The organism is Streptomyces panaciradicis, assembly GCF_023516615.1.
Lineage (GTDB): Bacteria > Actinomycetota > Actinomycetes > Streptomycetales > Streptomycetaceae > Streptomyces > Streptomyces panaciradicis.
This window is the reverse complement of sequence record NZ_JAMGBF010000129.1, coordinates 1-12,840: the sequence shown is the minus strand read 5'-3', so window position 1 is coordinate 12,840 and position 12,840 is coordinate 1. Positions and strand designations below refer to the sequence as shown.

The following is a 12,840-nucleotide window of genomic DNA, read 5'->3' as shown; positions in this document are numbered from 1 at the left end:
GACGGCCTCTCAGGTGTCGGCGTGGTCGGGGGCGGGCGCGTAGTGCACTCCGGACAGCAGGGCGGCGAGGTCCGATCGCGCGCCCCGGCCCGGTGGGGCGGTGGGCGCCGGGGCGGAGGGGAGGCCGAACATCTTCAGGGCCTCGTCCACGCCGGTGATCTGCACGGGGATGCTGCGCGACGCCTGCCAGGCAGCCCTGTCCAGGCGGTAGCGGTCGCTGACGGCGCGCTCGCCGCGCACCGCGTTGACCTGCGTCCCGTCCGGTGTGAAACCGAACTTGCGGCACACGGCCTGGGAGTTGGCATTGCCGCGGCGCACCACGGAGAACGCGTCGAGCGCGCCGAGGCCGGTGAAGGCGAGCTCCAGCACGGCGGCACGGGCATGGCCCCCCAGCCCCCGTCCCTGGTGGCGCAGCCCCAGCCAGGAGGTCAGCAGGACCTCACGGGTCACCGCGAAGTCCCGTGCGCCCAGGGACTGCGAGCCCACGACCTCACCGTCGTGCAGTACGGCCAGGTAGAGCGTCCAGTCGTCCGGGCGCCACTCGGCCGCCGCCCGCCAGTGCCGCTGCAGGACGCGAAGCGCGACGGTGTCGCGGTCGCCGTCCGTCCACTGCGAGAAGAAGGGCATGAAGCCGGGTGCGTGCACCCCCTCCGCGGCGCGGTCGGCGAGGGCGTCGAGATCCTCCGAAGTGGGCCAGCGCAGCTCCACGAGTGGTGTGGTCACGCGCAGGGCGCTCAGCGGCCAGTTGTTCATGGCGGCGTGTCTCCTTCGACTGCTGGTGAGGTCTGGGCCGGTGGCGCCGGCGGACGGGCCTGTTGTGACGACCTACGAGAGGGGGGCGGCCGGGGCCGTGTCGGCGGCGTCGGTCACCGCGGTCCTGACGGCCGTCTCGGCCTTGTCGGCCGCCTCTGCGGCTTCGGCCGGGTCCGTCGGGTTCACCGCGTCGCCCTCCGGTGCCGGAAGGTCGGCCGCGCGGGGCAGGGTGCGCCGCAGGGCCGTGCCGACCAGGACGACACCGACGCACACCCCGGCCAGGGCGACGATCAGTACGGCACCCCCGGCCAGCGGCAGGGTCGCGCCGGCGAGCAGCGGACCGGCCACCGATCCGGCCGAGATCGCCACCGACAGCATCGCGTTGACCCGGCCGCGCACCCGCTCCTCGGCGAGGTCGTTGATCAGCCCGGTCAGCACAGGGAAGACCAGGGCCTCGCCCACCGACAGCAACAGCACTCCGAGCATGGCCGACACCGTGGCCGGCGCGCCGTGCTGGCGGCCTGCTGCCAGGACCAGCAGCCAGGCGGCGGCCCACAGCGCGCCGGTGGCCGACAGCACGACGCTGCGACGCACGCGCTGGATGCGCTCGCCGAGCAGCACCTGGGTGAGGACGGCGACGACGATGTTCACCGCGAACGTGCCGGACAACCCCTCGGGCCCGACGGCGCCGTGGCCGGTCAGATAGCCGGGCAGCCCCGACCGGAGCTGGCCGTAGGACACCAGGGAACACAGCGCCAGCGTGGCGAACAGCACGGCGAGTACGGGCCGGCGGAGCACCTCGCCATACCCCGTGACGGTGCGGTCTTCCCCTGCCTGGGCGGGGGACTCGGGGGTGCGGTCGTCGATGCGCGGCAGCAGCACCAGGAAGGCGAGCCCGGCCAGCAGGAACGTCGTTCCGTCGGCGAGGTAGAGCGCGGCGAAGCGGGCCGCGTCGCTTCCCGGCCCCCCGGCCGCGACCAGGCCGCCGACGAGCACGCCCAGGCCCGTCATCGCGTTGAAGACGGCGTAGTCGGCCGAGAAGGCCAGCCCGCGCTCCCGGGCGGTGGCGGCACCGGCGTACAGGAAGCGCAGGACGGTGCCCACACCGCTGATCCCCAGCCCGTAGACGAGTGCGGCGGTGAGCGCGGCGGGCGCGGAGACCGCGACCGCGTACAGCGCGGTGCCGGCGCCCGCCACGCACATCACCAGGGTGACGACGGGCCGCGGGGCGACCCGGTCGAGAACCGCGCCCCAGACGAGGCCGCCGACGACGGCGGTGGCCGCCTGTACGGCCAGGGTCGCGGCGGGCACCCAGGAGGGCAGGCCGCGCACCTGGCCCAGGTAGATCCACAGGAACGGCAGGACCAGGCCGCCGCCGAAGGAGTTGACCGCGTTGACGGCCAGGACGGCACGGGTGCGTGGCGAGAACTCCCGCACGGTGGCGACGATGCGGAGGGTCACCGTGCCTCCAGGACGTACAGCCACGAGTGCGGGGTGCCGAAGGGCACGGTGCGCACCGGGTGCAGACCGGCGGCGGCGAACAGTTCCTCGTAGGTCTCCTTGGTGTGCAGGGGCACGCCCATCAGCGCGTGCGCGAGTTCGTAGCCCAGGGAGAAGACCGGCAGTGTGGCCGCGTTCTCGGCGTCGGGCCGCAGCATGGTGTCGGCGAGCACGAAGGTGCGGGCGGCGGGGAACGCCTCACGCAGCCGGGTGAACAACTGCGGCCGGGTGGCCGGGTCGGCGAGCAGGTCGTGCAGCAGGAAGAAGCTCATCACCGTGTCCACCTCACTGATGGCCTCACGGTGTGCCTCGCGGTGGCAGACGTCCAGGACGTCGGCCTGGACGGCCCGGACCCGGTCCTCCAGGCCTGCCTCGGCGATCGTGCGGTGGGCCAGTTCGGTGGCGGGCCCGCTGATGTCCAGGCCGAGACCGCGGGTGCCGGGGCGGCCCGCGACGACGCGGCTGACCCGGGCGGACATGCCACTGCCGAGATCCGCGAGGGTGCCGAAGTCGACGTCGGCGAGTACCTCGTCGAGGGTGGCGGACATGAAGTTGCGGTCGTTCTGTCCGGAGCCGAGAGCGACCATCGCCTCGTCGCGCAGCACGTCCGTGCCGAACGACGCCTCACCGGAGGCCAGTTGGAAGGCGCGGGAGAAGACGTCGCTGTAACCGCCGACGGCCCAGGTGAAGTAGCCGCGCATGCGCAGCGTCTCGCGGCCGGCGTCGGTGAGGACGGCGGCGTCCCCACCGTCCTCCAGGCGCACCCAGCCGCACACGGCGGCGGCGCGCAGGACTTCGCGCACGATGCGTTCGCGCACCGCGGGCCCGGCGCCGCGGACGAAGGCGGGCACGTCCAGGCAGGGGCTTTGGGCGAAGCGGTCCCAGATGCCCAGCCGGTCCAGGGTGTGAACGACGGTGGCGGCGACGAATCCGTTGAAGGCCTGGTCCACGCCGATGGGTGAGGGCGCGGCGCCGTACCAGTCGGCGGGCAGGACGGCCGCCTCGCCGGGTACGGCCGGAGCGGTGTGCAGCAGTGTCATCGGGGTTCCGTTCGGTAGAGAGGGCGCGCAGCGCCCGGCGGGGCGGTTCAGGAGGGGCGGGTGAGGGCGGCACCGGTCGATGGCGCCATCTCCTCGAGCAGGCCCAGCAGTTCGGCGGTGAGGTTCTCAGGTGTGACGGAGGCGGTCAGAGGCTCGTAGACGGCCAGGGCCAGCGCCCAGTGCGTCGGCCCCTCCTGGACACAGCAGTGCACCAAGGGGGTGTCGCGCAGGACGAAGGGCCGGGCGGCGGAGGTGCGGACGGCCTCTGCCAGGCGTTCGGGGGCGCCGGCCGGATCCGCGGGCAGCAGATCCGGGCCGGCCTGGGGCCGGGGCAGCACCGTCGCCCGCCACCGCCCGCCGCGCTCGCCGAAGACGGTGCGCAGGGCGGGGTGGCGGCGCTGCAGCTCGGCGAACGCGGTTGCCAGCGCGGCCTGTTCCGGCGCTGCTCCCGCGACGGCGCGGGCGCAGACCACGGCGTGGTCACCGGAGGTCCCGCGGCGCACCAGGTCGTAGAAGAGCAGGCGCTGCTCGTAAGGGGTGAGCGGGCGGCCGGTGTCCTGCGTGCGGTGCTCGCCGGAGGCGCGGCGCCACATGGGGTGGCCGGGCAGCCGCAGCCTGCGCCCGGGACGGCCGAGCGTGGTGTCCACGTCCAGACCGAGACACCACAGCCGCGCGAGCAGCCGGGCAGCGGACGCCCCGTCGGCGGGGTCGAACGTCAGCGGTTCCTCCGGCCCGGGGGCAGGACCGTTCCGGGTGGCGCGGCCGATCCTCACCACGACCGCGTCGCGCGGACTGGGCGGGTCTTCGGCCGTGGGTGCGCAGAGACCGGCAGCGGCCGTCCGCAGTGCGTCGGCCGGTGAGACCGTGCCGCGCAGTGCGGCGGCGGCCAGGGCGCCGATGCGGTCCTCGCCTCGCACGGCGACCGGCGTGAGGCGGCGGTCCAGCAGCCAGCGGCCGGCGCTGTACAGGGTGGCGACGGCGCGCGCCGCGGGGGCGTCCTCGGCGTGCCGGGCGATGTCCTCGCCCAGGCGCGGCAGGTCGGCGGTGCCGGGCAGGTCGGCCGGCGGGCCGTCGACGCCCGAGCCGTCCAGGAGCAGGACGACGTCGGCGCTCGTGCGGTCCGTCCGGGGTGCGGGGGCTTCGGCTGCGGCGGGCAGGGGTTCGCGCAGTCGACGGACGAGTGCGGCGAGGTCCTCGCCGACCACGGCATGGCGGCAGGGGAAGCGTTCGCGGCCGGTGTCCAGGGTCAGGGCCACGTCGTCGGGGTCGGTGTCCGGTGCCTGGGCCAAGCGGTCCGCCAGCCGCTCGGACAGGGCGGTCAGGGAGCGGGCGTCCCGGGCGGACAGGGCCAGGACGTGGGGCACCGACGGCGAGGGGAGGACCGGCCCCTGCACGGTCGCTGCGGACCCCTGGCCGGCCGGATCGGCCGGGGAAGGCGGGGTGCTGGTGGAAGCGGAGGGGGTGGTGGATGACGGAGAAGTCGCGAAAGCGGCCATGGGGCGTCACACCCTTTCGAGATCGCGGCGCCCGGCGGAGACGGACCGGGTGGCCGGCCGGTACTCCTGGACGACGACGTGTGCGTTGGTGCCACCGACGCCGAAGGAACTGACCCCCGCGCTGCGCGGGCGTCCGTTCTCCTCGGCCCAGGGCCGGCCCTGGGGCAGCAGCGAGAACCGGCCGCCGGCGGCGTCGAGTTCCTCGATGGGCTCGGCCACGTTGGGGGTCGCCGGCAGGTGCCCGTGGTGCACGGCGAGCACGGCCTTGATGAAGCCGGCCATACCGGCGGCGGTGTCGCAGTGCCCGATGGACGCCTTCACAGAGCCCACCGCCACGGGGGGCCCGTCCGTGCCGAGCGCCTCGGCCAGTGCCGTGATCTCGATGGCGTCGCCGAGCCGGGTCCCGGTGCCGTGGGCCTCCACGTAGCCGAGGTCCGTTCCGTCGAGCCCGGCCGCGTTGAGCGCGTCGCGGATCACCCGCGCCTGGCCCTCGATGCCGGGGGCGGAATAGCCGATGCGGGCGGCGCCGTCGTTGTTCACGGCGCTGCCGCGCAGCACCGCGTACACCGGGTCCTCGTCGCGTTCGGCGTCGGCGAGGCGTCGCAGGAGCACCGCTCCGGCGCCGAAGCCGCCGACGGTGCCCGAGGCGCGCCGGTCGAAGGGCCGGCAGACGCCGTCGTCGGTGTAGAGGAAGCCCGGCCGGTAGCGGTAGCTGCCGTCCGAGGCAGCGTCGAGCGACACCGCTCCGGCCAGCGCGTAGTCGCTGTCGCCGCTGAGCAGGCTGCGGCACGCCAGGTGGATCGCGTACAGGCCGGTGGAGCAGGCCGTGTCCAGCATCAGGGCCTCGCCCCACAGGTCGTGCAGGTAGGCGAAGCGGGAGGCGACGAAGGTGGGATCGGCGTTGACCACGTCGTCCACCCGGGCCTGCGGGTCGGTGCCGACGACCTTGGCACACCCGGCGTACAGGCTGGTGCGGGCGGCGATGTCGGACAGCCGCAGGGAGGCGTCCTCGACCGCCGACCACAGCGCCTCGTGCAGCAGGCCCTGCTGGGGGTCGCCGTGGTGCAGGTCGTCTTCGCTGAAGCCGAGCAGGTCGGGGTCGTAGGCGGGGCCGCCGGCGGTCATGCCCCAGCGGGCGACGCGCCGTTCTCCGCCGGGCAGTTCGGTGATCAGCGGGCCGGGGCCTTCGGTGAAGCAGTCGCGGCCGTTGCGCAGGTTGTCCCAGAAGGCCTCCAGGTCCAGGGCGCCGGCGAACCGGGCCGCCATGCCGACCACGGCGATGGCGTCCGGACCTGCGCCCGGCCGGTCGCCCGGCGGTCGGCGCGTGCCGGTCCGAGGGGGAGCGGTGGGGTCGGTGCCGCCCAGCAGCCGGGACTGGGCGCGCACGGTGGTGTGGCGCAGCAGGTCGGCCATGGAAGGCCGGGTGCCGGTCGCGCGTCGCAGGGCTGCCTGGAGCCGGACGAGCAGCAGCGAGTGGCCGCCGACGTCGAAGAAGTTGTCGTCGGGTCCGAACGGGCGGTTCCCGAGCACCTCGCGCCAGGCGGCGTGCACCGCCTGCTCGGGCTGAGGTCCGACATGCGAGGGCACCGCGGGGGCCGCGACGGCGGCGGGGGCGGACGGCCCCGGGGCGGGGGCCGCGTCCTCGGGTTGCGGCAGCCGCCGGCGGTCGATCTTGCCGTTGGCGGTCAGGGGGAGCCGGTCCACGGCCACCAGATGCGCGGGAACGGCGAACGGCGGAAGACAGGCGCGCAGGTACTGCAGTACTTCGGCGTGCGCGTCGGGCCGGTCGAAGACGGCGTAGGCGATGATCTCCTTCTCGTCGCGGTCGTTGCGGCGGCTGGTGACGAACGCGGCGGTGACTCGGGAGTGCGCACGCAGCGCGGACTCCACCTCGCCCAGTTCGACGCGCTGGCTGCGGATCTTGATCTGGTTGTCGTCGCGGCCGATGAACTCCAGCTGTCCCTGGGCGTTCCACCGCACCCGGTCACCCGTGCGGTACAGCCTGGCCTCGGGTTCGGGGACGAAGGGGTCGGGGACGAAGCGCTCGGCGGTGCGCCGGCGATCGCCGAGGTACTCCAGGGCCACTCCCTCGCCGCCGAGCAGCAGTTCTCCGGGGGCGTAGGCCGGGGCCGGGACCAGGGAGCCGTCCGACGTGTCGAGCACGACGTACAGGCGGGTCCCCGGCACCGGTTGTCCGATCGGCACGGTCCGGGCACCTTCCGGGATCTCCTCGACGGGGTGCCAGGTGGAGGTGAAGGAGTTCTCGGTGGGGCCGTAGCTGTGCAGGAGGGTGCCCGGCCGGGCCCAGCGCAGGGCTTTGCGCAGGTGCGGTACGGAGACCAGCTCGCCGCCGAAGTACACCCGGCGCATCGACTGCAGCAGGTCCGGGGCGTCTTCGATGATGCGGTTGAGCAGCGGGGTGGTGACCAGCAGTGTGGTGACGCCGTGGGCGCGCACGGCCCCGCGCAGGGACACCGGGTCCAGCACCAGCTCCTTGTCCAGGACCACGAGCCGTGCCCCGTGTGTCAGGGCGCCCCAGATCTCGTAGGTGGCGCCGTCGAAGTTGAGCGGGGAGAGGTGGGAGACGGTGTCGTCGGTCCCGAGGGGCAGGAAGTCGGGCTGGTGCATCAGCCGCAGTACGCCGCCGTGGTGCAGCAGGACGCCCTTGGGCCGGCCGGTGGAGCCGGAGGTGTACAGCACGTTGAGGGGGCTTCGCGGGCCCAGGGCGGTGGCGGGAGGGGTGTCCGGCAGGCCGGAGGCCAGGAGTTCGAGGTCGTCGGCACCGTGCACCGGCAGGTCCCGCGGGGCGCGGTGGGTCGCGGACTGTTCGGTGACCAGCAGCCGGGGGCGGGCGTCGTCGAGGATGCGGTGGAGCTGGGCGTCGGGGTAGGCGGGGTCGAGCGGTAGGTAGGCCGCGCCGGCCAGGGTCACGGCGAGCATCAGCGCGACGGTGCGGATCCCGGGCTCCAGCAGCAGCGCCACCACGTCGCCCTCGGCGACGCCGGCTTCCCGGTGCATCCAGTGGGCGGCACGGGCCGCGTCGCGCACCAGGGCGCCGTAGGTGATCTGCCGGTCGCCGTGGACCACGGCGACCGCGTCGGGCCGGCTGCTCGCCTGGGTCAGGACCAGGGCGGGGACGCTGGATGCCGGCAGGTGCCGTGGCCGGGCGGTCGATCCGCCGTCGGCGGCGGGCGCGTCCGCCAGTGCCGTGATCAGGTCGAGGCAGCGGGCTCCCGGCCGTTCGGCGGCGGCGAGGAGGGCGTCGAGCTGGCGGACCATCAGCTGTGCCGAGGCGGGGGTGTACAGGGCCGCGTCGTAGTCGACGCGCAGCACCAGGCGGTCGGGGTGTTCCTGGGCGGCCAGCGCCAGGTCGTACTTTGCGGAGGCGGTGTCCAGTGGGGTGATGTGCACGGTGGCGCCGGAGACCTGCTGCGGACGGTCGGCGCGCGGCTGGTGGAGGAACACCGCCGCGTAGCGGGGGGCCGTCGCGGCGGCCGGCTCGCCCGCCTCGGCGAACGCCTCCATGGTGTCCCAGACCTGCTCACCCAGGCGCGCGGCGTACCCGTCGAAGGATTCGGCGCCGTCCAGGCGGCTGCGCACCGGCAGGACACGGGTGAACAGGCCGACCGCGTCCTGGGTGCCCGGGGCATGGCGTCCGGCGAACGGCATGCCGAGGACGCCGTCCTGCTCTCCGGACCAGGCGTGCAGCAGCAGGGTCCAGGCGGCCAGCAGGACCGTGGCCGGGGTGACGCCGTCGCGTACGGCGATACGTCGCACAGCGGTGAGTCGCTGCTCGGACAAGGTCCGCTCGGTCCAGGCCGCCGTGCCGCGCAGCCGGCTCTCGGCGCGCACCAGGTCGGGCAGCGGCGCCAGGGCGACGGGCTCGTCGTCCAGCAGGTGCTCCCAGTACGCCGTCGGCTCGGCGGGCACGGTGGCCGGGGACATCGGGGCGGGCCGAGCCGCCGGTGGCTCCTGGCCCGCGTGACGGGCCCGGTAGGCGGCCAGCACGTCGTCGGCCAGCACCTCCAGGGTTCGCCCGTCGGCCACGATGTGATGGGTCGTCAGGACGACGACGGCTCCGTCGTCGTGGTGGAGGACATCAGCACGCACCAGCGGGCCGGCCGCCGGGTCGAGAGGGCGCTGCGCCGCCTCGACGGCCGCGCGGCGCGCGGCGTCGGAGCGCACGGGCCCCGGGCAGGTGAAGCTGCCGAGCGGTACGACCGCCGCGGGCTCGGGCACGAAGCGCAGCTCGCCCTCCTCGGCGTCGAACCGGCCGGCCAGGATCGGGTGGCGCACGAGGAGGTCGGCCAGCGCGCGGCGTAGCACGGGGAGGTCCAGGGTGCCCTCGAAACGCAGGGCCACGGGAACGTTGTAGCGGCCGGATTCCGGCTCGCAGCGGTCGGCCAGCCATATCTCGGTCTGGGCGGCCGAGACCGGTACCGCAGGAATGGCGTTCATGCGCCGGCCTCCTGAGCCGCGGCGGGGGCGTGCGGTTCCGGCGCGGCGAGCACGGCGGCCAGGGAGTGCACGGTGGGATGGCGCAGCAGGAGCCGTACCGGCAGCCGCCGGTCGAGGGCGGTGCCGAGCCGGCCCATGATCTGGACGGCGTCCAGGGAGTTCCCGCCGATCTGGAAGAAGTGGTCCTCGTCGGTGAACTCCTCATGGCCGAGTACGTCGGCCCAGGCCTGGTGCACCAGTGCGATGAGTGCGTCGGTTCCGTGCGCCGCTGCTTCGGTCGCCATAACAGCAGTCATGTCCTTCGGTCGAGGGGGGGAGGCGGGTGCGGGCGGGCCGGGGCCGGTCCGCCGCGGCGACGAGGGGCTATCCCTCGCCGACGAGGTCGCGGTAGGTCTCGTCCACGGCGTCCCAGAGCCGCGGGAACAGACTGCGGTCGGCCATGGCCCGCACACCGGCCGTGGACTGCCCACGCAGGCTCTTGGGCAGGTCGTCACGTGCCTGCGCGAGGTCCGGGCGCGCAGGGGTGGAGCCGGCCGTCGGCGAGGTGGCCTCCGGGTGGCCGCCGAGCTGCGACCAGACCATCCGCAGATGGTGGTGCTTCCAGGCGGCGACGGAGTCGTCCAGACGCAGCAGCGCCTGGCGGACCAACGCGAGGGCGGGCGCGCGGTCCCCGTCTGTGGGAGGAGCGAGACGGCCCTGAGCCGAGACGAGTTCGCGCGGGCGGAGGCCTGCCCGGGCGACGGCCGCCTCCACCTCCCGCCACAGCGCGGTAGCCGCACGGCGCAGGTTGCGAGCTCCGGGTGAGTCCAGCCCCGTGGTGTTCTCCGGGAACGTCTCACGCATCGTCAGCAGGCTCTCCTGGGGCAGGTGGTCCTGAAGAATGCGCACCGCGCGCACCGTGACCTCTCCGAGGGATGCGGCGCGCTCCAGGAGCTGGGCGGCGAGCAGGTCGTCGTCGGCGCGCAGCGAGGCGGCGGCGCGCCGCATCTCGTAGTGCATGGCACACCAGGCGTACTCGGTGATCAGGTGGATCGTCTGGAAGAGCCGCTGGTCCGGATGGACCAGGGATCGTTCCGGGAGCAGCGCGGACAGGGCCTCGGTGAGCCGGGTGTCCTGTTCGTAGTTGCTGCCGCGGTCGTACTCGTACCGGAAGAGCGGGTCCTCCTCGCCGGGATTCATCAGTCGGCGGGCCGGCCCGGGCCGCCCGATCTGGGCACGCTTGCTCATGGTGGTGGACGCTCCGGGTGAGGGGTCGTGGGGAGGAGGGGTCGGGGGGAGGAGAGATCAGCCGACCAGGGCGCTGTCGCGGTCGCCGGCAGGGAAGAGACGGTTGTCCAGGACCGACGCGAGGTACGGCACGCCCTGGGTGTAGCCGGTGCCGGTGCGTTCCCCGAGCATCCGCACGGCCAGGCGGTAGTGCGTCTGCTTCCACCGCTGGTGCACCGCTTCCAGCCGGGCGGCGGCGGTGTCCAGTGCCGTCTCCGCCTCCGGCGTCAGCCGGTGCGCGGCCGCGAGGTCGGACCAGGTGCCCTGCACGGTGGGCCGACCGTGCAGCACGCGGGCGCGCACGGAGGGCACGGAGGTGAAGGCGGGCGAGTCCAGGCGGGCGGCGGCCGGGGTGGAGCAGAGGGACTCGAAGGTCTTGTAGCCCGCGGACTGGATGGCGCTGGCGCCCTCGGTGAAGTCGCGGAACGTGCGGAAGGCCTCCGGGCGCATGGTGGCGAGCAGGGAGAACAGCGGCAGGGATTCCTTGAGTACGTCGGCCACCGCGCCGACGCGGGCAGCGGCCTGCTCGGGACGGTTCTCGCCGAGGCAGCGCACGGCCGCGGCCAGGGAAGCCGACATGAACGAGAACGTCGTCTCGAAGGACTGCAGGGTCCGCAGGAAGAGGTACTCGTCGTGCAGCACGTACACCGGCTGCATGGTGGCCGAGAGCATCAGTTCGTCGTGTGCCGTGGCGGTGCGCAGTACGGCGCGGGCCAGGGGCAACCCCGGACTGCGGCCCGGCACGGCCGCCACCGCTGCCGGGTCCACGACCCCTGGGGGCAGGATGCGCAGCGCCGCCGGCTCCATGACACGGACGGCCAGCCGGATGCGCTTGGCCACGAGGTCCGCCCCGGGCGGCATGCCGTGAGGAGCTGCGGGATCGTCGCCCAGGGCCTGCTGCTCGAAGTGCACGAGGTCGGCGAGGAGCAGAAGCAGCGTCTCGTCGCGCAGCCGGCGCGCCTCTTGCCAGGGGACGGCCGAGGGCCGGGCGAGCAGCGGCAGGGCTATGTAGCTGGGGTAGTCGTAGCGGTGGTCGTGTTTGTCCAGGACGACGTCGAGGAAGGTGCGCAGGAATCGGCCTGAGGGCTGCCTCTCCTGGGCCGTGCCGCCCGACGCAGAAGCGTCCAGGGACGCGACGCGAGGCAGGGTGCCACGTAACAGGGCCAGTTGCTCGAGCAGTTCCTCGGCCAGGAAGTGCTTGCCCACGGCGCGCAGATGGCCCAGGAGCGTGAGGTAGGGGAAGGCGTGGGGTTCGGCGGTGCGCTGCCAGAGGTCGAGCGCGCGCATGGTGTCGGCGAGTGAGTCCGTCGGTGCGGGCGCCGTGACGGCGGGCACCGAAGTCATCGTCCGGTCCTCTCGGGATCGCGAACGGAAGGGCTGACGGGCATGGGTGGGCCTCTCTCAGGAAGGCAGGCGGTGGCACTCGAAGACCAGGGGCCCTCTCCGAGGGGCCCGGCGCTGATCTCCTTGTGCGCCACCGATCCTCCACCCGTCACAGAGCCTGAAACAGTCACCGCTTTTCGGTCACGGAACCGCGTGACGAGCGGGACGTGCCGACGTGCCGGGCCCGCCCTACCAGGCTGACGACCAGGCCCCTCGGCGGGCTTGACGGTGAAGGTCGGTTCGTCGACTACGCCCTTTTCCGCAGACCTTGCGCCCTCCAGCTGCTCTGTCGCTACGTCCCGTGGAGGTGGAAGAGCATGGTTCCTGCCGGGTCCATCTGGCGCATCTGCCCTGCTTGATGCGCGGTGGCTTCGTCGGGACGGTTGCACGGATTTCACTTGCGGACGGTGGCCGACATGCCGGCCGGCGGGTGACGTCCGTGTGCGCTTGTCGGCGAGCCCCCCGGCCTACCGCACGGCTCCCATCCGGTCCCCTGGAGCGAAGAGGTTGAGGACTTCCTGGCCCATCCCGCTGCATCCCATGTGGCGGTGGTGCCCCGAGCTTCCGCGGGGCCTTTGCCGTTGCCAGGGGCGACAAAGCCGGGGGCTTCGGCCCCTCTTGCCACCGGTCGGCATGGCGCTGTCACTTGAAGGCTGTTAACACACCGCAGGGAGCAAACCAGGGGCTGCTCACACCTGCTGCGCGTACTCCAGGGCTTCGTACCGGCGCTCTGCGATGTCCTCGCGGGTGCCGACGATCAGGGTCTGGGTGTAGACGTTTGAGTCGATGGACTGGCCGTGGATCTGGGCCAGGAGAACGAGGTCGCCCTCGTCCGGTGCCAACTGCCAGGGGCTCGAGCAGCCGCCGAGTTGGATGGAGACTCCGTGCGAAGCGCCGCCTGCTGCCGCGTCCCGGGCGGCATCCTCGAAACGGTCCAGGATGTC

Annotated in this window: 8 protein-coding genes and 1 pseudogene; all 9 read right to left on the bottom strand. The window is 73.7% G+C overall.

What is annotated here, in order from left to right:
- Positions 1-9 precede the first annotated feature (9 nt).
- A complete protein-coding gene (locus M8J74_RS33590; protein ID WP_308406150.1) occupies positions 10-753 on the bottom strand; it encodes a GNAT family N-acetyltransferase in 744 nt (247 codons plus the stop codon).
- Positions 754-825: 72 nt separating this feature from the next.
- On the bottom strand, positions 826-2,214 hold the full coding sequence (locus tag M8J74_RS33585) for an MFS transporter (protein WP_249840050.1): 1,389 nt from the start codon (positions 2,212-2,214) through the stop codon (positions 826-828).
- Complete coding sequence (locus M8J74_RS33580) at positions 2,211-3,293, bottom strand: class I SAM-dependent methyltransferase (RefSeq protein WP_249840049.1); 1,083 nt, start codon at positions 3,291-3,293, stop codon at positions 2,211-2,213. The genes M8J74_RS33585 and M8J74_RS33580 overlap by 4 nt, the downstream gene beginning before the upstream one ends.
- Before the next feature lie 47 nt (positions 3,294-3,340).
- Entirely contained in the window at positions 3,341-4,657 is a 1,317-nt protein-coding gene (locus M8J74_RS33575) for a CurL C-terminal domain-containing protein (protein WP_249840048.1), read from the bottom strand.
- Positions 4,658-4,795: 138 nt separating this feature from the next.
- Positions 4,796-9,247 carry a non-ribosomal peptide synthetase gene (locus tag M8J74_RS33570; RefSeq protein ID WP_249840047.1) on the bottom strand — a complete coding sequence of 1,484 codons (4,452 nt, stop codon included), beginning with the start codon at positions 9,245-9,247 and terminating at the stop codon, positions 4,796-4,798.
- Positions 9,244-9,531, bottom strand: a complete 288-nt coding sequence (locus tag M8J74_RS33565; RefSeq protein WP_249840046.1) for an acyl carrier protein — start codon at positions 9,529-9,531, stop codon at positions 9,244-9,246. Before M8J74_RS33565 ends, M8J74_RS33570 begins: the two co-directional genes overlap by 4 nt.
- A 79-nt stretch (positions 9,532-9,610) precedes the next feature.
- Complete coding sequence (locus M8J74_RS33560) at positions 9,611-10,474, bottom strand: hypothetical protein (RefSeq protein WP_249840045.1); 864 nt, start codon at positions 10,472-10,474, stop codon at positions 9,611-9,613.
- Positions 10,475-10,531: 57 nt separating this feature from the next.
- Positions 10,532-11,857, bottom strand: a complete 1,326-nt coding sequence (locus tag M8J74_RS33555; protein ID WP_249840044.1) for a tryptophan 2,3-dioxygenase — start codon at positions 11,855-11,857, stop codon at positions 10,532-10,534.
- 728 nt (positions 11,858-12,585) lie between these two features.
- Positions 12,586-12,840 (bottom strand): annotated as a pseudogene (locus M8J74_RS33550) (DUF1963 domain-containing protein); the annotation flags it as partial.

What these genes read in the sequence shown, in the direction of transcription:
- M8J74_RS33565 (WP_249840046.1), bottom strand. Translation starts at nt 9,531, where the DNA reads ATGGCGACCGAAGCAGCGGCGCACGGAACCGACGCACTCATCGCACTG.
- M8J74_RS33590 (WP_308406150.1), bottom strand. Translation starts at nt 753, where the DNA reads ATGAACAACTGGCCGCTGAGCGCCCTGCGCGTGACCACACCACTCGTG.
- M8J74_RS33570 (WP_249840047.1), bottom strand. Translation starts at nt 9,247, where the DNA reads ATGAACGCCATTCCTGCGGTACCGGTCTCGGCCGCCCAGACCGAGATA.
- M8J74_RS33560 (WP_249840045.1), bottom strand. Translation starts at nt 10,474, where the DNA reads ATGAGCAAGCGTGCCCAGATCGGGCGGCCCGGGCCGGCCCGCCGACTG.
- M8J74_RS33580 (WP_249840049.1), bottom strand. Translation starts at nt 3,293, where the DNA reads ATGACACTGCTGCACACCGCTCCGGCCGTACCCGGCGAGGCGGCCGTC.
- M8J74_RS33555 (WP_249840044.1), bottom strand. Translation starts at nt 11,857, where the DNA reads ATGACTTCGGTGCCCGCCGTCACGGCGCCCGCACCGACGGACTCACTC.